This window comes from Patulibacter sp., from assembly GCF_030655195.1.
Classification (GTDB): domain Bacteria; phylum Actinomycetota; class Thermoleophilia; order Solirubrobacterales; family Solirubrobacteraceae; genus Patulibacter.
In genome coordinates, this window is sequence record NZ_JAURWA010000057.1 from 1 (window position 1) to 21,396 (window position 21,396).

General features: G+C 74.9%; 21 protein-coding genes and 1 pseudogene. 17 read left to right on the forward strand and 5 right to left on the reverse strand.

Annotation, left to right across the window (positions count from 1 at the left end; all coding sequences use genetic code 11):
- Positions 1-234, forward strand: a pseudogene (locus Q7T67_RS06190) (hypothetical protein); the annotation flags it as partial.
- A 29-nt stretch (positions 235-263) separates the two neighbouring features.
- Here Q7T67_RS06190 and Q7T67_RS06195 read toward each other — a convergent pair.
- Together Q7T67_RS06195 and Q7T67_RS06200 are read right to left on the reverse strand one after the other, a co-directional pair.
- Positions 264-767 carry a nuclear transport factor 2 family protein gene (locus Q7T67_RS06195; protein WP_304787084.1) on the reverse strand — a complete coding sequence of 168 codons (504 nt, stop codon included), beginning with the start codon at positions 765-767 and terminating at the stop codon, positions 264-266.
- A gap of 71 nt (positions 768-838) precedes the next feature.
- Positions 839-1,600, reverse strand: a complete 762-nt coding sequence (locus Q7T67_RS06200) for a helix-turn-helix domain-containing protein (RefSeq protein ID WP_304787086.1) — start codon at positions 1,598-1,600, stop codon at positions 839-841.
- 89 nt (positions 1,601-1,689) lie between these two features.
- On the opposite strand from Q7T67_RS06200, the gene Q7T67_RS06205 reads away from it, so the two are divergent.
- The 5 genes from Q7T67_RS06205 to Q7T67_RS06225 all read left to right on the forward strand — a co-directional run bounded on the left by Q7T67_RS06205 (position 1,690) and on the right by Q7T67_RS06225 (position 7,449).
- Positions 1,690-2,439 (forward strand): bifunctional precorrin-2 dehydrogenase/sirohydrochlorin ferrochelatase, encoded by a 750-nt coding sequence (locus tag Q7T67_RS06205; RefSeq protein WP_304787088.1) that lies wholly within the window; start codon positions 1,690-1,692, stop codon positions 2,437-2,439.
- A gap of 216 nt (positions 2,440-2,655) precedes the next feature.
- Positions 2,656-3,840, forward strand: a complete 1,185-nt coding sequence (locus Q7T67_RS06210; protein ID WP_304787090.1) for an LLM class flavin-dependent oxidoreductase — start codon at positions 2,656-2,658, stop codon at positions 3,838-3,840.
- 52 nt (positions 3,841-3,892) lie between these two features.
- On the forward strand, positions 3,893-4,786 hold the full coding sequence (locus Q7T67_RS06215; RefSeq protein ID WP_304787092.1) for an ABC transporter permease: 894 nt from the start codon (positions 3,893-3,895) through the stop codon (positions 4,784-4,786).
- Positions 4,783-6,522, forward strand: a complete 1,740-nt coding sequence (locus Q7T67_RS06220; RefSeq protein ID WP_304787094.1) for an aliphatic sulfonate ABC transporter substrate-binding protein — start codon at positions 4,783-4,785, stop codon at positions 6,520-6,522. The genes Q7T67_RS06215 and Q7T67_RS06220 overlap by 4 nt, the downstream gene beginning before the upstream one ends.
- A gap of 87 nt (positions 6,523-6,609) precedes the next feature.
- Positions 6,610-7,449, forward strand: coding sequence for a thioredoxin domain-containing protein (locus Q7T67_RS06225; protein WP_304787096.1), 840 nt, complete (start codon positions 6,610-6,612; stop codon positions 7,447-7,449).
- A gap of 28 nt (positions 7,450-7,477) precedes the next feature.
- Here the strand turns inward: Q7T67_RS06225 and Q7T67_RS06230 are convergent, their stop codons facing one another.
- Complete coding sequence (locus Q7T67_RS06230) at positions 7,478-8,287, reverse strand: TetR/AcrR family transcriptional regulator (RefSeq protein ID WP_304787098.1); 810 nt, start codon at positions 8,285-8,287, stop codon at positions 7,478-7,480.
- A 60-nt stretch (positions 8,288-8,347) separates the two neighbouring features.
- On the opposite strand from Q7T67_RS06230, the gene Q7T67_RS06235 reads away from it, so the two are divergent.
- Both Q7T67_RS06235 and Q7T67_RS06240 read left to right on the forward strand, forming a co-directional pair.
- Positions 8,348-9,328: an ATP-binding cassette domain-containing protein gene (locus Q7T67_RS06235; protein WP_304787100.1), complete on the forward strand. Its 981-nt coding sequence runs from the start codon at positions 8,348-8,350 to the stop codon at positions 9,326-9,328.
- Positions 9,325-10,176, forward strand: coding sequence for an ABC transporter permease (locus tag Q7T67_RS06240; protein WP_304787103.1), 852 nt, complete (start codon positions 9,325-9,327; stop codon positions 10,174-10,176). The genes Q7T67_RS06235 and Q7T67_RS06240 overlap by 4 nt, the downstream gene beginning before the upstream one ends.
- Positions 10,177-10,286: 110 nt before the next feature.
- On the opposite strand, the gene Q7T67_RS06245 is transcribed toward Q7T67_RS06240, so the two are convergent.
- Positions 10,287-10,535 (reverse strand): hypothetical protein, encoded by a 249-nt coding sequence (locus tag Q7T67_RS06245; RefSeq protein ID WP_304787105.1) that lies wholly within the window; start codon positions 10,533-10,535, stop codon positions 10,287-10,289.
- Between the two features lie 106 nt (positions 10,536-10,641).
- Here Q7T67_RS06245 and Q7T67_RS06250 point away from each other — a divergent pair, with 106 nt between their 5' ends.
- From Q7T67_RS06250 to cobA, 7 genes are read left to right on the forward strand one after another with little or no spacing between them, the layout of a single operon-like run.
- Positions 10,642-11,445: an ATP-binding cassette domain-containing protein gene (locus Q7T67_RS06250; RefSeq protein WP_304787107.1), complete on the forward strand. Its 804-nt coding sequence runs from the start codon at positions 10,642-10,644 to the stop codon at positions 11,443-11,445.
- The gene (locus tag Q7T67_RS06255; RefSeq protein ID WP_304787109.1) at positions 11,442-12,203 is read left to right on the forward strand and encodes a heme exporter protein CcmB; all 762 of its coding nucleotides are present in this window, start codon (positions 11,442-11,444) and stop codon (positions 12,201-12,203) included. Before Q7T67_RS06250 ends, Q7T67_RS06255 begins: the two co-directional genes overlap by 4 nt.
- A gap of 13 nt (positions 12,204-12,216) precedes the next feature.
- Entirely contained in the window at positions 12,217-12,948 is a 732-nt protein-coding gene (ccsA, locus tag Q7T67_RS06260; RefSeq protein ID WP_304787111.1) for a cytochrome c biogenesis protein CcsA, read from the forward strand.
- A 22-nt stretch (positions 12,949-12,970) separates the two neighbouring features.
- Positions 12,971-13,249 carry a hypothetical protein gene (locus tag Q7T67_RS06265; RefSeq protein WP_304787113.1) on the forward strand — a complete coding sequence of 93 codons (279 nt, stop codon included), beginning with the start codon at positions 12,971-12,973 and terminating at the stop codon, positions 13,247-13,249.
- A complete protein-coding gene (hemA, locus tag Q7T67_RS06270; RefSeq protein WP_304787115.1) occupies positions 13,246-14,769 on the forward strand; it encodes a glutamyl-tRNA reductase in 1,524 nt (507 codons plus the stop codon). The genes Q7T67_RS06265 and hemA overlap by 4 nt, the downstream gene beginning before the upstream one ends.
- On the forward strand, positions 14,766-15,725 hold the full coding sequence (hemC, locus tag Q7T67_RS06275; RefSeq protein WP_304787117.1) for a hydroxymethylbilane synthase: 960 nt from the start codon (positions 14,766-14,768) through the stop codon (positions 15,723-15,725). The genes hemA and hemC overlap by 4 nt, the downstream gene beginning before the upstream one ends.
- Positions 15,722-17,536, forward strand: a complete 1,815-nt coding sequence (cobA, locus tag Q7T67_RS06280; protein WP_304787119.1) for a uroporphyrinogen-III C-methyltransferase — start codon at positions 15,722-15,724, stop codon at positions 17,534-17,536. Before hemC ends, cobA begins: the two co-directional genes overlap by 4 nt.
- 430 nt (positions 17,537-17,966) lie before the next feature.
- Here the strand turns inward: cobA and Q7T67_RS06285 are convergent, their stop codons facing one another.
- Complete coding sequence (locus Q7T67_RS06285) at positions 17,967-19,334, reverse strand: MFS transporter (protein ID WP_304787121.1); 1,368 nt, start codon at positions 19,332-19,334, stop codon at positions 17,967-17,969.
- Positions 19,335-19,427: 93 nt separating this feature from the next.
- On the opposite strand from Q7T67_RS06285, the gene Q7T67_RS06290 reads away from it, so the two are divergent.
- Together Q7T67_RS06290 and Q7T67_RS06295 are read left to right on the forward strand one after the other, a co-directional pair.
- A complete protein-coding gene (locus Q7T67_RS06290) occupies positions 19,428-20,537 on the forward strand; it encodes an alanine--glyoxylate aminotransferase family protein (protein WP_304787123.1) in 1,110 nt (369 codons plus the stop codon).
- A 130-nt stretch (positions 20,538-20,667) separates the two neighbouring features.
- Positions 20,668-21,246 (forward strand): type 1 glutamine amidotransferase domain-containing protein, encoded by a 579-nt coding sequence (locus Q7T67_RS06295; protein ID WP_304787125.1) that lies wholly within the window; start codon positions 20,668-20,670, stop codon positions 21,244-21,246.
- Positions 21,247-21,396: the final 150 nt, after the last annotated feature.

Here is a 21,396-nt window from a genome sequence, read left to right on the forward strand (position 1 = left end):
CGGTCCGCGGCGACCGCGCGCCGCACGGCCCGCCGCGCCACGCGGGCCGCGAAGGCCCGCCCGGCGGTCGTCACCCTCGCCGCCGGCACGGTCACCGCCCCCGCCGGTCGGGTCGGCTCGATCGTCGAGCTCCCGCTCACCGCCGCCGGCCGCGCGCTCGTGGAGGCGCGTCCCGAGACCCCCTTGCGGGCGACGATCGGCGACGAGGCCCGGACGCTGTCGGTGCGGCGGTAGGAGCGCCCCGGCCTGCCCCCCCAACCCGATCAGGGACGGGGCCGGGGGACCGGCGCGACACCCAGGGCGGTGAGCCGCCGGTCGAGGGCGACGATCTCTCCCGTGTCGGCGTAGAAGTCCTCGTGCTCGACGACCTTCCCCCACCTCGTCCGTAGCACCAGGACGGTGCGGTTCTCGTAGAGGCGCTCGCCGTCCGGGCCGTCGACGTGGTCGTCGAAGCGCGCCATCACCGTCATCGCCCACGGCGGACCGCTGACCGAGACGTCCCCGATGCTCCCCTGGAAGCCCGCCGTCGTGAGGTTCCGGAGGAACGCGTCGATGCCGTCCCTGCCGACCCAGTCCCCCGCCCACCGGTGGTCGCCGTCGTGGAAGCGGAGCACCGCGTCGTCCGCGTACGACGAGAGCAGGCCGCGGTGGTCGCCCCGGTTCAGCGCCGTGACGTCGCGGGCGAACTTCAGCCGCAGGAGACGGGGGAGGGCTGCTCGGGCGGCGACGGCGAGGACGGCTCCGGCGGCGAGGCTGGTGCGGGACACGGGTGCTCCTGGGTGGGATCGGACGAGGATGTTCACGACCACGGTCATCGGTGGCGCCCGGCCGTCCTGCCTCAGCTCCCCGGGCCCGGGGGCCTGGGGCGGTCGGGCCGGGGGCCCGGGACGGTGCGGGAGGGCGGGCGGCGGCCACGGACCGGCGGCTGCGGCAGCGGCCGCGGGGGCGCCGGTGCCCCCGGACCCGGCGGCACCGGGCCACGCGGGACGAGCCCCTCGATCGACGCGAGCGCGCCCTCGTCGGTCGGGAGCGAGCTGGCCGGCGCGGGCATCGTCGGCAGCAGCTGCCACATCAGGGCGCGCGCCTCGCCGTCGGGTGCGGCGTAGGAGTGCGGCCGGTCGGCCGGGAAGCGCACGAAGTCACCGGGCTGCAGCAGCACCTCGTCGCCCTCCGGGCCCACGGAGACCGTGCCGCCCAGCACGAACAGCTGCTCGACGACCCCGGCGGCGTGGGACTGCGCGCGGTGCGGCGGCCCGGGCGAGAGCCGCAGCTCGAACAGCTCGACGATCATCGCGCCGGTGTCGGTGCGGTTGATCAGCCGGCCCTCGAGGACGCGCCCCGGCGTGATCTGGCCGGCGTCGGCCCGTACGACCTCGGGGGTGCTCAGCGGCGGGGTCGCGACGAGGTCCGCGAGCTCGGCGCCGAGGCCGCTGGACAGGGCCTCGAGGGTCTCGATGGTCGGGTTGGCGCGCCCCGCCTCGAGCTGGGTCAGCGTGCCCTTGGCGAGCCCCGACAGGCGCCCGAGCTCCACGAGCGACAGGCCGCGGGCTAGCCGTAGTCGCCGGAGGTTGATCCCCACCGTGTGGGCCGCAGCGGTCACGGGCCCTACGCTACCGCCGCGGCGAGGGGCGGATCCGGCCTGCGTGCCGGGCGAGTCCGACCGGGATCCGCCGCGCGTACAATCGGCTGATGCCTGCTGCCGCCTACGCCGGGAAGGAATGCGTCTGCCAGTTCAAGCGCGGGATCTGTGACCAGACCTGCGTGCAGGACATGCTGCAGACGCCCTTCTACATCGCGTGTCTCAAGCTCCGGGCACGCAAGTGCCTCGTCATCGGCGGCGGTGAGCTCGGCCTGGAGAAGACCGAGGGCCTGCTCGCCTGCGACGGCGACGTGATCGTCATCTCGCCGGAGGTCCTGCCCGAGGTCGAGGCGCTCGCCGCCGAGGGCTCGATCACCTGGATCCAGCGCGACTACGAGCACGGCGACCTCGAGGGGAAGTTCCTCGTGATCGCGTGCACCGACTCGACCGAGACGAACATCCGCATCTACGACGACGCGGAGGAGCGGGCGATGCTCGCGAACATCGTCGACGTCCCGCCGCTCTGCAACTTCATCCTCCCGGCGATCGTGCGCACCGGCCCGCTGGCCATCGCGATCTCCACCGCCGGCGCGTCGCCCGCGCTGGCCAAGCGCATGAAGAACGAGGTCTCCGAGCTCTTCGGCGAGGAGTACGCCCGGATGGCCGTGCTGCTCAACGAGGTCCGCGGCTGGGCCAAGGGCACGCTGCCGACCTATCAGGACCGCAAGGCCTTCTTCGAGGGCATCGTCAACGGCGAGCAGGACCCGATCCAGCTCCTCAAGGACGGCCGCGAGAAGGACGTCATGGACATCATCATCGCGTCGCAGAAGCGCGCCGAGGCGGAGCTGGCCTCGGCCTGAGGGGACCGCAGGGACCCGCTGCCCCCGCCTGCCGCGGGGGAGTTCGGGCGGTCGGGAAGGCGGCGGGGGAGGCCACGAGGTCTCCTGGCCCCACCGAATCCGGACCCGGAATACCGGCGTGTAGGACGTAATCCCGACCGGCATTGCTACGTTTGACGGACGGCTCCGCGTCCGCGCGGCGTCGTGTCCCTTTCCCGACTCCTCCCGGAGCCCGGCATGTCCGTCACCCTGCACTGGTTCCTCCCCACCAACGGCGACTCGCGCAGCGACCTGAGTCTCGGCAACGCCGTCGGCGCCCGCGGCTCGCGCGTGCAGACCGGTGGTGGTGTGAACAGCCAGGGCGACGTCCGCGAGCTCGTCTCCCTCGGCGGCGGCGCGGACCGCGAGCCGACGGTCGGCTACCTCGGGCAGATCGCCCGCACCGCCGAGCAGCTCGGCTTCGAGGCGGCGCTCACGCCGACCTCGACCTGGTGCGAGGAGTCCTGGGTGATGGCCTCCGCCCTGGCCGCGCAGACCGAGCGGTTCAAGTTCCTCATCGCCTTCCGGCCGGGCCTGCAGTCCGTGACCCTCGCCGCGCAGATGGCGTCGACGTTCCAGCGGGTCACCGGCAACCGGCTGCTCCTGAACGTCGTCACCGGCGGCGACGACGTCGAGCAGCGCCGCTTCGGCGACACGCTCTCCAAGGACGCGCGCTACGCCCGCGCCGGCGAGTTCCTCCACGTCGTCCGCGAGCTCTGGACCGGCGAGCCCGTGACGTTCACCGGCGAGCACATCCAGGTCGAGAAGGCCCAGCTCGTCGAGACCCCGGCGTGGCCGGACATCTACCTCGGCGGCTCGTCGAAGCCCGCCCTCGACGTCGCGGCGAAGTACGCCGACGTCTACCTGACCTGGGGCGAGCCGCCCGCACAGGTCGCCGAGAAGCTCGACCGCGTCCGCGAGCGCGCCGACCTGGCCGGTCGCGAGCTGCGCTTCGGCATCCGCCTGCACGTCATCGCGCGCCCGACCTCCGAGGAGGCGTGGGCCCAGGCCGACAAGCTCCTCGCCGGCCTGGACCCCGAGGCCATCCGCCGCGCCCAGGAGACGCAGCGCGCGTCGCAGTCCGAGGGCCAGCGGCGCATGAGCGACCTGCACGGCGGGCGCACGGACGCGCTCGAGGTCTCGCCGAACCTGTGGGCGGGCGTGGGCCTGGTCCGCGGCGGCGCCGGCACGGCGCTGGTGGGCTCCTACGAGGAGGTCGCCGACCGCATCTCCGAGTACCACGACCTCGGGCTCTCCGAGTTCATCCTCTCGGGCTACCCGCACCTCGAGGAGGCCTACCACGTGGGCGAGGGGATCCGGCCGATCCTCAAGGCCCGCGGCCTCCTGAAGGACCCGTCCGCCCCGGCCCTGGTCACCGCGTGAGCACCGCGACCGGAGCGTCCGCCCAGGCCCCGGTCGCCGGGCGGGTAGCGGCATGAGCACCGCGACGCGGCCCGCGGGCCAGGCGACGTACCCGGGCGGGGAGACCGGGCCCGACGGGCCACGCGGTCCCGAGGGCGACCGCACGCGCGGCTCCCGCACGTCCCGCAGGGGCGGCCTGCGCACGGACCGGCAGCCGCTCTCCGGCGAGCTGCGCTGGATCTCCCCGCTGGCACTGATCGCGATCTGGCAGCTCTGCTCCGTCGCGGGGATCCTCCCCGAGGACAAGCTGGCCGCCCCGAGCCAGATCGTCTCCAACGGCTGGGACCTGCTCTTCCACGGCGACCTGCTCGACGCCCTCTGGGTGTCGCTGCGCCGCGCCCTGCTCGGGTTCCTCCTGGGCTCCGCCGTGGCGATCTCCGCCGGCCTGGCCGTCGGGTTCTCCCGCATCGGCGACGCGACGATCGACCCGCTGATGCAGATGGTCCGCACGATCCCGCTGTTCGGGCTCGTGCCGCTGTTCATCATCTGGTTCGGCATCAGCGAGCTGCCGAAGATCCTGCTCGTCGCCCTCGGCGTCGCGGTGCCGCTGTACCTCAACCTCGTCGGGGCGCTGCGGTCGGTCGACACCGAGCTCTACGACGTCGCCGACACCCTGCGACTGACCCCGCGCGAGCGACTGCGACACGTGCTGCTCCCGGGCGCGCTGCCCGGCACGCTCATCGGTCTGCGCCAGGCCCTCGGCTTCGCGTGGCTGGCCCTGATCGTCGCGGAGCAGATCAACGCGTCCTCCGGTCTCGGCTTCATGATCAACAACGCCCGCGACGCGCAGGAGACCGACACCGTCGTCGTCGGCCTGATCGCCTACGCGATCCTCGGCCTCCTGACCGACGCGATCGTGCGCCGTCTCGAGCGGCGCGCGCTGCGCTGGCGGGAGGAGACGGCGTGAGCGTCGTCACCCTCCGCGGCGTCTCGCGGCGCTTCGGCGACCAGGACGTCCTGCGCGACCTCGACCTGACGATCGAGCCGGGCGAGTTCGTCGCGGTCATCGGCCGCTCCGGCTCCGGCAAGACGACGCTCCTGCGCGTCCTGGCCGGGCTGGACCCCGAGGCCGACGGACACGTCGAGAGCGGCGCCCGCCCGGCGGTCGTGTTCCAGGACGCGCGTCTGCTGCCGTGGCGCAGCGCGCTGCAGAACGTCGTCCTGGGCCTGCGCGAGGGCGACGCCGACGAGCGCGGCCGTCGTGCCCTGGCCGAGGTCGGGCTGCAGGGCCGCGAGAACGCGTGGCCGCGCCAGCTCTCCGGCGGTCAGCGCCAGCGCGTGGCGCTCGCCCGCGGCCTGGTCCGCGATCCCGACCTGCTGCTGCTCGACGAGCCCTTCTCCGCGCTCGACGCGCTCACGCGCGCCTCCGCCCAGGGCCTCGTCACCGAGCTCTGGGAGCGCCATCGGCCCGCCGTCCTGCTCGTCACGCACGACGTCACCGAGGCGCTGCTGCTCGCCGACCGCGTCGTCCTGATCGACCAGGGCCGGATCGTGCACGACGAGCGGGTCGACCTGGCGCGGCCGCGTCGCCGCGAGGACCCGGAGCTCGTGGCGCGCAGCACCGCGCTGCTGGACCGCCTCGGCGACGAGCGCGACGACACCGCCGCGGCCCCGACCGCGACCGTCGCCCCGAGGCGCCGGCTGCTCCCCCGGCTCTCGCTGGCGGCCGCCACCCTCGTGACCCTCGCGGTCGTCGGCTTCACCAGCGGCTCGGTCGGCGACGACGGTGGGCCCGAGGCGTTCCAGGTCGCCAAGGCCGGCTCGGCCGACGGTGCGACGCTGCGGGTGGCCGTCCAGTCCGACGGCATCCGTTCCCTGCTCGAGGCCTCCGGCGCCCTGAAGGGGACGTCGTACAAGGTGAGCTTCGCCAAGTTCACGTTCGGCCCGCCGATCGTCGAGGCGCTCGGCGCCGGGCAGGTCGACATCGGCTCCGTCGGGTCGACGCCGCCGATCTTCGGTGCGGCGTCGCAGACGAACTTCCGCGCCGTCGCGTCGGCGCGGCTGCGCAGCGGTGCGGACAACTCGATCGTCGTGCCGGGCGACTCCGACGTCCGGTCGGTGCGGGACCTGAAGGGCAAGTCGATCGCGGTCGGTCGGGCGAGCTCCGGGCACGGCGCCCTGCTGCAGGCCCTGCGACGGGCCGGGATGAAGCCGTCCGACGTGAAGATCATCTTCCTCCCGCCCGCCGACGCCCTGGCCGCGTTCAACTCGGGGCGCACCGACGCGCTCTCGGGCTGGCAGCCGTTCACGACCCAGGCCGAGCTGAAGGGGGCCCGGGTCATCGCCAGCGGGCCGCCGATCGACTACGGCTACTACTTCTCCCTCGCGTCGAAGGACGCCCTGGAGGATCCCGCGAAGGTCGCGGCGATCAAGGACTTCCTGCCGCGTCTGCGCAAGGCCTACGACTGGTCCGCGAGCCACGTCGAGGAGTACGCCGCCGCGTGGTCGAAGGAGTCCGGCCTGCCGCTCGAGGTCACGCGGAAGGCCGCACCGGAGCGCCTGCAGACGCTCGAGCCGATCGACCGGACGGCGATCAACAGGGAGCAGCAGCTCGCCGACCGGCTCTCGGACGACGGCTTCCTGAAGACCCCGGTCGACGTCCGCTCGATCGTCGCGCCGGGCCTGGTCGACGCCTCGAAGTAGGGCGCGCGCCCCGGCCCGGCCCCGCGTCGTCGCAACCCGGGCGACGCGGACGCCGTCTGCCGGAGGGCATCCGCCACACTGCCGCCCATGACCCCGCCGGACGACACGGAGCACGACGGCCACGAGCCACCGGCGTCGGCCGCCGCCCGCCGCCGCCGCGGACGGATCGCGGCCGGTGCGCTCGCCCTCGTCGTCGTGCTCGTCGCCGTCGTCCTGGCGGCCGCGTCCTTCGACGACCCCGACACGAAGGACGCGACGAGGACCACCGTCGCGGGCGTGCGGCTCGCCGGCGTCGACGAGACGCGGCGGCTGTTCGACGGGGTCCCGCAGGACGGCACGCTGCTGGGCGACCCGGACGCACCGGTGACGATCCACGAGTTCGCCGACCTCAAGTGCCCGGCGTGCCAGAGCTACGAGCTCCGGGTCCAACCGGAGACGATCGGGACGCTGATCCGCACCGGCCGGGCCAGCCTGCGGATCCACTTCATCGACGTGATCGACCCGAGCCAGGGCACGACCGACGGCGCCGGGCTGATGAACGCGGCCTACACGCTCGCCGCGAAGGACCGGATGTGGCCGTTCGTCCACGTCCTGTACTTCAACCAGGGGCCCGAGAACCGCGAGTGGGCGGGCGAGCGCCGCCTGCGCGAGATGGCCGCCGGGGCGCCGGGCGTCGATCCCGGTGACGTGTCGGTCCGAGAGACCCCGGCGACGCGCGCCCGGACGGACCGGGACCGTCGCCTGGCCAAGCGCCTGGGCGTGCAGGCGACCCCGACCGTCTTCGTCGAGCCCCGCGGGACCGACCGGTTCGGCCTGGTCGAGAACCCCTTCGACGACCTCGACGCGGCCGTCCGCGCGGCGACGCCGCAGGCGGCACCGCGGTCCGTCGCGCAGGCCGGTCCGGTGGTCGTCGCGGCGGCGCGCTGACGGCGCGCCCCGCCCGCCGACCGGGACCTCAGCGACCCGCGTCCACGCGCCCCAGCCACCCCGACAGCCCGGCGTCGAGCAGCCGGGCCGCACGCCGGGTCTCCTCCAGCACCGCCGGGAGGAACTCCTCCTGCGGGGTCCCGGCGCGGATGTGGCGCTCGCGCGAGACGGACTGCACCTCCCACAGCCCCATGAGGGCGTGCGCGGCGACGAGGGGCTCCGGGTCGCGGGGGTCGACGCCGACGGACTCGGCCAGCGCCTCGCGGGTGGCGTCCGCCATCTGCGCCCCGACGCCCTGCTGGGCGACACGCAGCGCCGGGGTCTCGTCGATCAGTCGGAGGAACGCGAGGAACATCGGCCGGAACTCCGGACCCAGCTCGTCGAAGAACGCGCACTCGCGCTCGATGAAGGCCACCATCGCCTGCGTCGGGGACTCGTCCGGGCCGCGCTCCGTCAGCGCCGCACGGATGCCCGCGACGAGGTCGTCCGTGCGGTCGAAGACCAGCGACTCCTTCGTCGGGAAGTAGTTGAAGACGGTCTTCTCCGACACACCCGCCTCGGCGGCGATCTCGGCGACCCGCACCTCGTCGAAGCCGCGGGCGACGAACATCCAGGTCGCGGTGTCGGAGATCTGCTGGCGCGTGAGCCGCTTCTTCCGCTCGCGCAGCCCCTCGTCGGGGCGGACGCCCTGCTCGTGCAGGTCGCGCAGATGCCCCATCGCGTCGGCGATCTGCGCCCGGGTGACGGGGACGTGGTCGCCCGGGCCCGGGCCGGTGGCGAGCGCGACGACGGTGTCGGCGGCGGTCGGGCGGTCGTCCTCGCGAGTGGTGCTGCTCACAGAGGCAGTCTACCGATCCTCCAGTTGCTAGAAAGTTCTAGTGACTGTATGTTTTGCCCCATGAGCCCGACCACACCGGCCGTCGAGACCGACGGCCTGACCAAGCGCTACGGCGACTTCACCGCCGTCGACGCCCTCGACCTGCGCGTCGATCCGGGGACCGTCGTGTCGATCCTCGGACCCAACGGCGCGGGCAAGACCACGACGGTCCGCATGCTCGCGACGCTGATCGCCCCGACCTCCGGCACCGCCCGCGTCGGCGGCCACGACGTCGTCCGCGACGGCGACGCCGTCCGCGGCGTCATCTCGCTGACCGGCCAGTTCGCGGCGCTGGAGGGCAACCTCACCGCCCGCGAGAACCTCGTGCTGATGGGGCGCCTGCGCGGCCACGGCCGATCCGGCGCGGCGACCATCGCCGACCACCTGATCGACCGCTTCGACATCGGCGAGTTCCGCGACCGGCTGATCAAGGGCCTCTCGGGCGGCCAGCGCCGCCGGGTGGACCTGGCGGCGAGCCTCGTCGTCCAGCCGCAGCTGCTGGTCCTCGACGAGCCGACCACGGGCCTGGACCCGCGCAGCCGGCAGGTCGTCTGGCAGACCGTCCGCGACCTCGTCGCCGAGGGCGTGACCCTGCTGCTGACCACCCAGTACCTCGAGGAGGCCGACGCGCTGGCCGACCGCATCGTCCTGATCGACCACGGTCGGGAGGTCGCCGAGGGCACCCCGACGGAGCTCAAGGCCCGGATCGGCGAGCAGCGCGTCGACGTGGTCGCGATCGACGCCGCCGGGGTGGCCGAGCTGCGCGCGGCGCTGGAGCCGCGGTTCGACGTCTCCGTCCCGGCGGGCGGCCGCACCCTCTCGATCCCGGCCCCGGAGGAGAGCCTCGACCTGGAGCGCATCGCCGCCGTCGTCCGCGGGTCGGGCGTCCCGATCGACGAGCTCGCCCTGCGCCGCCCGACCCTCGACGACGCGTTCCTCGCGCTGACGGGCCAGCCGCCGTCGGAGACCGCGAGCCCCGAGTCCGAGGAGGTGGCGGCATGAGCACCCAGACCGTCCGCGCGCCCGACCGCGCCGCCCTCCCCGACCTCCCGCCGCGCCCCGGTGCGGCCGCCCGCTACGTCCGCGAGACGCTGCTCCTCGTCGGCCGCCAGCTGCGCTCGATCCCGCGCGTGCCCGAGCGCCTGAGCGACGTGACGATCCAGCCGGTCATCTTCACGCTGCTGTTCCTCTACGTCTTCGGCTCGGCGATCGCGATCCCCGGGACGCGGTACCAGGACTACCTTTTGCCGGGCCTCGTCGCGCAGTCGATCGCCTTCGGGGTGATCGGGGCCGGCACGGCGACGGCGACCGACTTCTCGACCGGCGTCATCGACCGGTTCCGCTCGCTGCCGGTGAGCCGCCTGGCGGTCATCACCGCGCAGGTCATCGGGCAGGTGCTCGAGCAGATCCTCGGCCTGGCCATCGTCATCGGCCTGGGCCTGGCGCTCGGCTGGCGCCCCGACGTCGGTCCCCTCGACGTCCTGCTCCTCGTCGGCCTCGTCCTGCTGGGCCTGATCGCCTTCACGTGGTTCGGCGTCCTGATGGGCATGCTCGTCCGGTCCTCCGACGCGATGCAGGGCGTCGGCTTCGCGATCGTCCTGCCGCTGTCGTTCCTCGCGGGCACCTTCGTGCCGATCGAGGGCATGGACGCGGTCCCGCGGTTCATCGGCGAGTGGGACCCGCTGTCCACGGTCGTGGCGGCCATCCGGTACGTCTCGCAGGGCACCGAGGCGACCGGCTCGTGGCCCTTGGAGCACCCGGTGATCGGCATGGTCCTGTGGTGCGCCCTGATCATCGGGATCTGCGTCCCGCTGGCGCTGCGACGGTTCCGGACGACGAGCGCGGCGTAGGGGTCGGGCGGTCGCGATCGGGGGTGGTCGCGGTTCCTTCGCTCCGGGCGTCGTGATCGCGACCAGGTCCCGCCGGTCGACCCGGTCGGCACCTCGGACCGCAGAGCCCCTCAGCGCGGGCGGCGGGCCCGCGACTTCTCGAGCTCGGCGCGCCAGTCGTCGCCCCAGATGCGGTCGCGGAAGACGACCACGAAGGCGATGCCGCCCGCGAGCGCGACGACGGTGGCGATGGTCTCGCTCACACCGACCACGGAGAGGACGGTCCAGAGGACGACCTCCAGCAGCACCAGCACGCAGATCCAGAAGAGCCGGCTGCGCTTCTGGGGCTCCTCGGCGGGCAGCTTCCGGGTCTTCGCCATGACCATGGAGGGTAGGCGGTCCCAGGCGGCGTAGGCTCCCCGACCGATGCCGCCGGAGGACGCACCCCCGACGCCAGGCCCCGCCGGCCCGGACGGCGCACGTCCGGTGTCGGTCGCGTCGGTCGCCGACACCCCCGCCCCCGACGCCCGACGGGAGCCCTCCGCGCCGCCCCGCCCGGCGCCCGCGATCGTCCTCGACGGCCTGGTCCGCCGCCGCGGCGAGCGGGTCGTCCTCCGCGACGTCTCCGTGATCGTGCCCGCCGGCGCGACCGTCGCGCTGCTCGGTCCCAACGGCGCCGGTAAGTCGACGCTCCTGCGGGTCCTCGCCGGGCTGATGCGCCCGATGGGCGGCGTCTGCCGGGTGCTCGGGCACGAGCTGCCCGCCGGGCGGCACGACCTGCGCGGGAGGGTCGGCTACCTCGCGCACGAGCCGATGCTCTACCGCGACCTGACCGTCCGCGAGAACCTCACCCACCGCGCCCGCCTGCTCCGGGTCGCCGACGTCCCCGGCCGGGTGCGCGAGCTGCTCGAGGCCACCGACCTCGTCCGCCGTGCCGACTTCCCCGTCCACGCGCTCTCCCGCGGCCTGACCCAGCGGACGACGGCGGCGGCGACGCTGCTGGCGGACCCCGAGCTGCTCCTGCTCGACGAGCCGCTGGCGAACCTCGACCCGTCGGCGTCCGCCCGGCTCGGCGACCTGCTGGGGCCGCGCCCGGCCGTCCCGGCGCCGGCGTCCCCCGCTTCGGGGCCGCCGGCGCGCCCGGCCCGCACCCGCGTCATCGCCGGCCACGACCCCGAGGCCGCGCTCGCCGAGTCCGACATCGTCGTCGGCCTGCGCGACGGGGCGGTCACCCTGCTCGCGACGCCCGACACCGTCACGCCGGCCCAGGTCACGGCGCTCTACGCATGAGCGCGCCGCCCGCTCCCGACGCGTCCGCCCCCGGCACGTCCGCCCCCGCCACGCAGGCCGCCCCGCCCCGCCCCCGCGGCACCTGGACCGCCGACGTCCGTGCGCTGCTCGCCCTCGAGTGGCGCCGCGAGCGCCGCGCGCCGCAGGTCCTGCCGACGATGGTGCTGTTCTCGATCGGCGTCTTCGTCCTCTTCCGCTTCGGCCTGCAGGACGGACGGGTCGACGGGCCGCTCGCCGCCGGCGTCCTGCTCGTCACGACGCTCCTCGCCGCGCTGCTGGGGATCGGCCGGCTGTGGGCGGCGGAGGAGGACGAGGGCGGCCTCGACGCGTTCCGGCTGACCCCGGCGTCGGCCTCGGCGCTGGTCGCCGCGAAGGCGCTGGCGCTCTGGAGCTTCCTGCTCGTCCTGCACGTCGTGGCGGTCCCGGCGTTCGCGTTCCTCCTGCTCCAGGACGGGGTCGACGCCGGGGCGATCCCGACGATCGCGGGGGCGCTGGTCCTCTGCGACCTGGGCATCGCCGTGACCGGCGCGCTGGTGGGCTCGATCGCCGCGGCGGCCCGGTCGCGCGAGCTGCTGGTGCCGCTGATGGCGGTGCCGCTGCTGATCCCGCTGATCGCGCTGGCGTCGGAGGCGCTCTCGCCGGTCCTCACCTCGCCCCGTGACGTCGTGGAGGGGCGGTGGTGGCTGGCCCTCGCTCTGTACGATGGAGTGTTCCTGCTGGTCTCCTGGGCGGTCTCCGACGGCATCGTCGAGGACTGACGCCCACGCCGCGATGCCCTACACCCGTCGCATCCTTCCTCTCACCGCCGTCACGATCGCGATCGTGCTGGCCTGGATCGTCGTCTCCGCGGCGATCGTCCCGACGGACGCGACCGAGGGCCTGCGGCAGAAGCTGACCTACCTGCACCCGGCGTTCGCGATCATCACGCTGATCGCCTTCGTCGCCGGCGCGTTCTTCGGGTGGCAGCACCTCAAGCACGACCGGCCGATCGACGACCTCCGCTCGTACGTCGCGATCCACCAGGCGCAGAACTTCTGCCTGATCGCGCTGATCACGGGCGGTATCTGGGGCCGGGCGGCCTGGGGCGTCTGGTGGGACTGGGGCGAGCCGGTGCTCGTCACCTTCCTGATCATCTTCCTGCTCTACGCGACCTACCAGCCGATGCGCTTCGCGATCGAGGACCCGGAGCGCCAGGCGCGCACCGCCTCCGTCTTCGCGGTCTCGGCGGGCATCTTCGCCCCGGTCTGCTTCGGCGTCGTGCGCCTGACGACGAACCTCCTGCACCCGCAGCCGCTGGACGACCCGGCGAGCAACCTGCCCGGCACGGCCGGTCTGGCCTTCGGGCTGTCGGTCCTGGCGCTGGGCGCGCTGTTCGTGACGCTGTGGCACCTCGAGATCGTCCACAAGAGCACCCGCATCCGGGTGCGCCAGTTGCAACGCAAGGTCGAGGGCGAGGACGCCGTCCCCGTCGTCGCCCGCGCCTCGTCGCCCGTCACCCTCTGACGCGAAGGATCCTGGCCTCCCCGTGATCGTCACCGCCCTCACCGAGATCCCGCCCGACTCCGGCAGCGCCGGCTACGTGGTCGCGGCCGTGATCGTCTCGGCGATCCTCGTGCTGACGTACCTCGTCATCGTGGCCTTCCGCGTCCGCGACTCCGCCCGGCGCCTCGAGGCGCTGGAGTCCCGGCTGGACGGCGCGGCGGCACGCGTCGGCGGCGGTACGACGGACCGGGCGCCGGGCGGCGCGGTCGGCGACCCCGCCGCGGTGGCCGCCGCCGCCGAGTCCCAGGGGGCGCGGCGATGAACGAGCTGCTCGTCCTGGGGCTCTCCCACAAGACGGCCCCGGTGGCCGTCCGCGAGCGGCTGTCGGTCACCGACGCGCAGATCGAGCGGATGCTCGGCGACCTCGCGCGGTCCGAGCACGTCCACGAGGCCGCGGTCCTCTCGACGTGCAACCGCACCGAGATCTACCTCGTCGTCGGCGACCCGCTGCAGGCCGAGGGCGATCTGCTCAACGTCATCGCCAAGAGCTCCCGGATCCGCCCGGTCGAGCTGGCGAGCCTCGTCTACACCCCGCGCAACTGCGACGCCGCGCGGCACCTGTACCGCGTCGCCTCGGGCCTGGACTCGATGATCCTCGGCGAGTACGAGGTCCAGGGCCAGGTCAAGCGCGCGTACGAGACCGCGCTGCGGGTCGGCACCACCGGCCCGATGCTCAACCGCCTGTTCAAGGCCGCGCTGCGCACCGGCAAGCGCGTCCGCACCGAGACGACGCTGTCGGAGCGTCGGACGTCCGTCGCGTCCGTCGCGGTCGACCTGGCCGCCGCGACCGTCGGCGACCTGGCCGACCGCCGCGTGATGATCATCGGCGCGGGCGAGACGGCCGAGCTGACCGCGCAGGCGTTCGCCACCCAGGGCGTCCGCACGCTCTTCGTCTCCAACCGCCACGCCGACCGCGCCCGCTCGCTGGCCGCGCGCTTCGGCGGCAGCGTCGGCTCCCTGTCCGACCTGCCCGAGCAGCTCGAGGAGGCCGACATCGTCGTCTCCTCGACCGGCTCGCCGCACCCGGTGCTCGGGTCCACCGAGCTGGCCGACGTCATGTCCGCGCGGCACGACCGCCCGCTCGTGCTGATCGACATCGCCGTCCCGCGCGACATCGACCCGGAGTGCGCCACGGTCCCGGGCGTCTCGCTCTACGACATCGACGACCTGCAGGCCGTCGTGGCGAAGAACCTCGCCGGGCGCGGCGCCGAGGCGTCGATCGCCGAGGAGATCGTCGAGGAGGAGATCCACAAGTTCGCCCGCTGGATGGGCCAGATGGAGATCACCCCCACGATCGTCGACCTCCGCGCCCGCGCGACCGAGATCGTCGAGCACGTGCTGTCCGAGAACGAGGGTCGCTGGGAGTCCGCCTCCGCGGCCGACCTCGCGCGCATCGAGCGCGCCGCCCGCACCGTCGTCCAGCGGCTGCTGCACGAGCCGACCGTCCGCCTGAAGCAGGCGCGCGACCGCGACGACGCCCACGGCCACGTCGAGGTCCTGCGCGACCTCTTCGGCCTGGACGACGCCGAGATCGACGTCGACGCCGCCGATGCGGGCCGCGGGTTCTCGCCCGCCCACGCGACGGACCCGCAGGTCGTCCGCGGCGCCGTGATGGACGAGGAGACCCGTCGCTCGGCCGCCGCCGCGGGCTGCCCGGCCGCCCACGGCGACGTCGACGTGGCGGCCTCGCACGGCGACGGCCACGGCGACCGGGTCCCGGCCGGCCGCGTCTCCGCGGCCGACGCCTGGCGCGCGGTCGGCCGCCGCACGCCCGCGTCGTGATCCGGCTCGGCAGCCGCCGCAGCCCCCTCGCGCTGGTCCAGGCCCACACCGTCGCGGACGCGCTGCGCGGTGCGGGCCACGAGGTGCGGATCGTCGAGGTCGTCACCACCGGCGACCGCGACCGCGCCGCGCCGGACAAGGCCAAGTGGGTGACGGAGCTCGAACGCGGCCTCGACGCGGGCGAGATCGACCTGGCGGTCCACTCCGCCAAGGACGTCCCTGGGGTGCTGCCCGACGGGCTCGCGCTCGTCGCCGCGTCCGTGCGCGAGGACCCGCGCGACGTTCTGATCGGCGCCGCGTCCCTGGCCGCGCTGCCCGACGGCGCCCGGGTCGGCACGGCGTCGCTGCGCCGCGCCGCCCAGCTGCTCGTCGAGCGCCCGGACCTCGAGATCGTCGCGGCGCGCGGCAACGTCGACACCCGCCTGGGCCGCCTGGCCCCGGACCACGAGGACCGCCTCGACGCGATCGTCCTGGCGGCCGCGGGGCTGCACCGCCTGGGCCGGCATCCCGACGACGTCGTCCCCCTCGAGGGCCCGGCGTTCGTGGCCGCCCCCGGGCAGGGGACGCTGACGATCGAGGCGCGCGCCGGGGACGAGGTGGCGCTCGCCGCCGCCGCGGTGGTCCACGACGCGGGCAACTGGGCGTGCCTGCGGGCCGAGCGCGCCGTCGCCCGGGCCCTGGGCGCGGACTGCACCAGCGCGGTCGGGGCGCACGCCCGGCCCGTCGCCGGCGGGCTGTCGCTGACCGGGTTCGTCGGCGCACCCGACGGCTCGGACTGGGCGGTCGACGTCCGCGAGGGCGACGACCCCGAGGCGCTCGGCACCCTCGTCGGCGAGCGTCTGCTCCGGGCCGGTGGCGCCGAGATGCTCGCCGCCGCCCGCGCCGAGGTCGATCTCGACGGCGACGCGGGCATCGCCGAGCAGCACCAGGAACTCCGAGAGGACGACTCCGCGTGAGCACGAGCGACGACGGCCGGGCCGACGAGGCGCAGCAGGACGTGGGCGCGGTCGAGGCCACGCCCGGGGCCGCGAGCCTCGCCGGGGTGGGCGTCGGTGGCAACGCCGTGGGCGACACCCGCCCGGCCACCGGCCGGGGCGGCCGGGGCGACGATCCCGAGGCGGACCTGCGGACGGACGCCGCGATCCTCGGGCCGCTCGACGAGGCCCCGGAGCCCGGCACCGCGTACCTCATCGGCGCGGGGCCCGGCGACCCCGGCCTGATGACCGTACGGGCGCTCGAGGTCATCGCGTCGGCCGACGTCGTCCTCTACGACCAGCTGATCCCGGCCACGGCGCTGGACGGCGTCCGACCGGACGCGCTGCTGCTCGACGTCGGCAAGCGCGGCGGCGGCAAGCAGGTCCCGCAGGCCGAGACGGAGGACCTGCTGCTCGGCCACGTCCTCGCGGGACGGTCGGTGGCGCGCGTCAAGGGCGGCGACCCGTTCGTCTTCGGGCGCGGGGGCGAGGAGGCCCAGCGCCTGCGGGCGAAGGGCGTCCCGTACGAGGTCGTCCCGGGCGTGACGGCCGGCATCGCCGGACCCGCCTACGCCGGCATCCCGGTCACCCACCGCGAGCACGCCGCGGGGGTCGCGTTCGTCACCGGCCACGAGGACCCGAAGAAGCCCGAGTCGTCGATCGACTGGGAGGGCCTGGCCCGGTTCCCCGGCACCCTCGTCTTCTACATGGGCGTCCGCCGGCTGCCCGCGATCGCCGGGTCGCTGATCGGCGCCGGCCGCCCCGAGGACCAGCCCGCCGCGGTGGTGCAGTCGGGCACCGTGGGCGCGCAGCGCGTCGTCACCGGCACCCTCGCGACGATCGCGGACGTCGCCGCGGCCGCCGGGATCAAGGCGCCGGCGGTCACCGTCGTCGGCGGCGTCGCCGGCCTGCGCGACGAGCTGCGCTGGTTCGAGGACCGCCCGCTGTTCGGGCGCACCGTCGCGGTGACGCGCGCCCGCGCCCAGGCCTCCGGGCTCGCCCGCCGCCTGCGCGCGCTGGGGGCGGAGGTCGTCGAGACGCCGACGATCCGCACCCGGTCGCTCGGCGCGGAGGTCCCCGACCTCGTCGACGTCGACGTCCTCGCGCTGACGTCGCCCAACGGCGTACGGGAGTTCATGGAGGCGCTGCTGCGCTCCGACCGCGACGCGCGGTCGCTCTACGGCACGATGATCGCCGCGGTCGGCCCCGGCACGGCCCGCGCCCTGAAGGCCCACGGGATCGTCGCCGACGTCGTCCCCGAGACCTACACCGGCGAGGCGCTGGCGGCGCTGATCGGCGGGAGCCCCGCGCCGTCCGGTCAGTCCCCCGTGACGGGCGCGAGCGTCGATCCGGTCGGCGCCCGGGTCGACGGCCGCCCGGGTCGCCGTCCCCGCCGCGCCCTGCTGGTCCGTGCGGCCACCGCCGGCGACGCGCTCCCCGACGGCCTGCGCGCCGCGGGCATCGAGGTCACCGACCTCGCGGTCTACGAGACGGTCGCCGAGCCGCTGTCGGCGTCCGCCCTCGACGCCCTGCGCGGGGTCGACTACGTCACCTTCACGTCCGCGTCCACGGCGGGGTTCCTGGCGCAGGCCGGCGACGTCACCGACGAGGACGCCGTCGGCCCGCACGGTCGCCTCCCGGTCGGCCCGCGGACCCGCGCCGTCTCGATCGGTCCCGTCACCACCGCGGCCCTGGCGGAGCTCGGCGCCGTCCCGGCCGTCGAGGCCCGCGAGGCGACGATCGACGGCCTGGTCGACGCGCTCGTGCGGGACGCGACGACCCGCGAGGACTGACGGCGCGGCTTCGGCCACCGGCCCGGCGACCAGGTCGGCCCGGCCTCGCGGGCTCGAGGCCTGGTCGTGGTAGCGCCGCCTGGGGCGTCGATATCGCGACCAGGTCTGTCGGGCCTCGGTGTTCGATGGGGCCTGGTCTTGGTTTCGTCGTCGGGGGCGTCGATATCGCGACCACGTCTGTCGGGCCTCGGTGTTCGATGGGGCCTGGTCTTGGTTTCGTCGTCGGGGGCGTCGATATCGCGACCAGGTCCGTCGGGCCTCGGTGTTCGATGGGGCCTGGTCTTGGTTTCGTCGTCGGGGGCGTCGATATCGCGACCACGTCTGCCGGGCCTCGGTGTTCGACGGGGCCTGGTCGTGGTTTCCTCGTCGGGGGGGCGATATCGCGACCAGGTCGCACGCCCGGCGCCGTCCGCCCGCGGCCGCCGGCCCGTCACGCCCCGGCCGACGGCACACCCACGCGCGCGGTCGCCCCGCCGCCGTCCTGCGCCCCGACGCGCGACAGGAGCGCACCGGCCAGCAGCACGGAGGCGGTCATGACGAAGACGGCGCGCATGCCGAGCGCGCCGGCCACCACGCCCCCCAGCACCGGGCCCAGGACCTGTCCGACGAACTGCGCGGACACGGACAGGCCCAGGACGCGTCCCACCACCCGGTCGGGGACGGCATGACGGATCGCGGCGGTGATCGACGGCAGCAGGCCGCCGAGGAACACCCCGGCGCCGAAGCGCAGGACGACGAGCTGCCAGACCTCCTGCGCCGCGGCCTGCAGCGCCAGCATCGCCGCCGCCCCGACCAGCGCGCCGGTGATCACCCGCGCGTGGCCGACGCGGTCCGCCAGTCGACCCAGCCGCGGCGCCGAGGCGATGCTGCCGAGGGCCCCGACGGCCATCACGACGCCCGACAGCGCAGCGACGTGAGGTGTCCCGGGGGCGAGCTCGCCGACGTAGACGGTCACGATCGGCTCCAGCGACATCGTCGCGAACATCAGGAGGCTCGCGGTGGCCAGCAGCACGACCACGCGGGCGTGCCGGGGGCCCCACGGGTGGGAGGCGACGCGTTCGTCGATCGTGGCGCCCCCGGCGCCGGTGCCACGGACGGGCGCCCCGCCGTCCCCGGGGGCGTCGAACGACGCCGTCGTCACGCCGCCGCCGCGGGCGGCCACGGCCCCGTCCGCCGAGGCCACCCCGTCCGCCCGGGGCGCCCCGCGACCCGGCCGGTCCTCGCGGATGCCGAACGCCGTGGCCAGGAAGGCCAGGAAGATCACGCCGCCCGCGACGAGGAACGACGCGCGGACACCCACCAGCACCGGTGCCACGCCCCCGATCAGCGGGCCGACCACGCTGCCCGCCATCACGCCGATCGACAGGACCCCGAGGGCCCAGGCGCTGTGCTCGCGGGGCGTCTGGGCCGCGACGAGGATCGTCGACCCCGAGGCGTAGCCGCCGAGCAGGCCCGTCAGCAGCCGCAGCAGCACGAGCTGCTCGACGCTCTGGGCCAGTCCGGTCAGGGCCATCGCCACCGCCATGCCGAGGCTGGCCCGGACCAGCATCGGCTTGCGTCCGAAGCGGTCGCCCAGCCGCCCCCAGAGCGGCGCCGTCAGCGCGGCGGTGAGGAACGTCGCGGCGTAGGCGACACCCGACCAGCGGACGATCGACGCGTGGCCCTCGGCCCCCAGGCGCTCGACGTAGAGCGGCAGGTACGGCAGGAGCATCGTCATCGCGACGATCGTGGTGAACGACCCGAGGAGGCAGACGACGAGGTTCCGGCGCCAGTGCGGGGAGCCGATAGAGCCGTCCATGAATGGACCGTATCACGGACGAGCGTGCGGAATAACGTTCAGCCTGCGCCGATGGGGCGCCGGCCGGCCGTCGCACCCTGCGACCATCGGGCCATGACCGGTCCGATCCCGAACGCCGCGCTCCTCGACCCGCCGCCGATGACGCCGGAGCGGTTCGCCGCGATCGAGCGGGACGTCGCGCGGGTGCTGGAGACGGAGCGGGACGTCGTCGTCCTGCAGGCCGAGGCGATCCTCGCCCTGGAGGCCGTCGCCCGCGGCCTCGGCGGTGCCGGGACGACCTGTCTGAACGTCATCACCGGCCCGTACGGCGCGCACTTCGGCGAGTGGCTCGCGGCGGGCGGGGCCGACGTCGTCGACCTGGAGATCCCGCTCGAGCGGGCGGTCCGGGCCGACGAGATCGAGGCGGTGCTCGCGGAGCGGCCGGAGATCTCGGTCCTCTCGATCGTCCACGCCGAGGTCGCGACGGGCACGGTCAACCCGCTCGCGGAGGTCGCGGCCGTCGCCCGCCGGCACGACGTCCTCACCGTCGTGGACGCCGTCGCCTCGGTCGGCGGCCACGCCCTGGGCATCGACGAGCTGGACCTCGACGTCGTCATGGTCGGCCCGCAGAAGGCGCTCGGCGGACCGGCCGGCATCTCGGCGATCACGGTCAGCGACCGCGCCTGGGCGGCGCTGGCGGCGGCGCCCGACCCGTGGCGCGGGTCGATCCTCTCGCTCCTGGACTGGAAGGAGCGCTGGATCGACGCGGGCCGCACCCAGATCCCCGGCACCCCGGCCGTGCTCGAGCTGCTCGCGCTCGAGGCCGCCTGCGCGCGGGTCCTGGGGGAGGGCCTCGACGCCGGCCTGGCGCGCCACGCCCGGATCTCCTCGGCCTGCCGCGCGGGCGTCCGCGGCCTGGGCGCCGAGCCGTGGGTGGCCGACGACGACCAGGCCTGCCGGCTGACGACCGCCGTCCGCCTCCCCGTGGCCGTGGAGCGGGCGGCGCTGGTCGAGCGGGCCCGCGCAGCCTACGGCGTGGTCCTCACGCCCGGTGGCGGCGACCTCCGCGACGTGATGGTGCGGATCGACCACATGGGCCCGGCCGCGGAGCCCCGCACCGCGCTCGCGGGCGTCGCGGCGCTCGGTGCCGCGCTCCGGGACCTCGGGGCGCCCGTCGACGTGGGCGCAGGCGTCGAGGCGACGGTGGCGTCGCTGGCGGGCTGAGGTCCGACCCGGGAGACGGGGCGTCGCACGTCGAGCGCCGCTGCGGTGTCCATCCGGGGCACCCCGTTTTTCGGGCGCGGGGCGGGGGTAGCGATCGAGCGTCACCCCAAGCACCACCCAGGAGGACCGCATGTCCAACGAGCTGCAGGGCCAGAAGATCGCCATCCTCGCCGCCGACGGCGTCGAGCAGGTCGAGCTCGAGAGCCCGCGCGACGCGGTGCAGGCGGCGGGCGCGACGACGGAGCTGCTGTCGATCGACACCGGCGAGATCCAGGCCATGAACGGCGACATCGACAAGGGCGACACGTTCCAGGTCGACAAGAAGGTCGCCGACGCCGACATCGACGACTACGCCGGGCTGATCCTGCCGGGCGGCGTGATGAACCCCGACAACCTGCGTCAGGACGCGGACGTCATCGCGTTCCTGCAGCGCTGGTTCCAGGCCGGCAAGCCGGTCGGCGTCATCTGCCACGGCCCGTGGACGCTCGTCGAGGCCGACCTCGTCCGCGGCCGCACGATCACGTCGTTCCCGAGCGTCCGGACCGACATCGTCAACGCCGGCGGCGACTGGGTCGACGAGGAGGTCGTCTGCGACCAGGGCCTCGTCTCCAGCCGCAACCCCGACGACCTGCCCGCCTTCAACGACAAGATCGTCGAGGAGTTCGCCGAGGGCGAGCACCGCGTGGCCGAGGCCGGCGCCACCGCCTGAGCGGCCACCCACCGCGCCGTCGCGGGAGGGCCGCACCCGCCCCGGGTGTGGCCCGGCGACGGAACCGGGCTTCCGCCCGTGGGCACCGGATCACCCGTCCGGCACGGGCGATCCGCCGTTCGGGGTGGTCGTCCGTCGTCCGGCGCACGC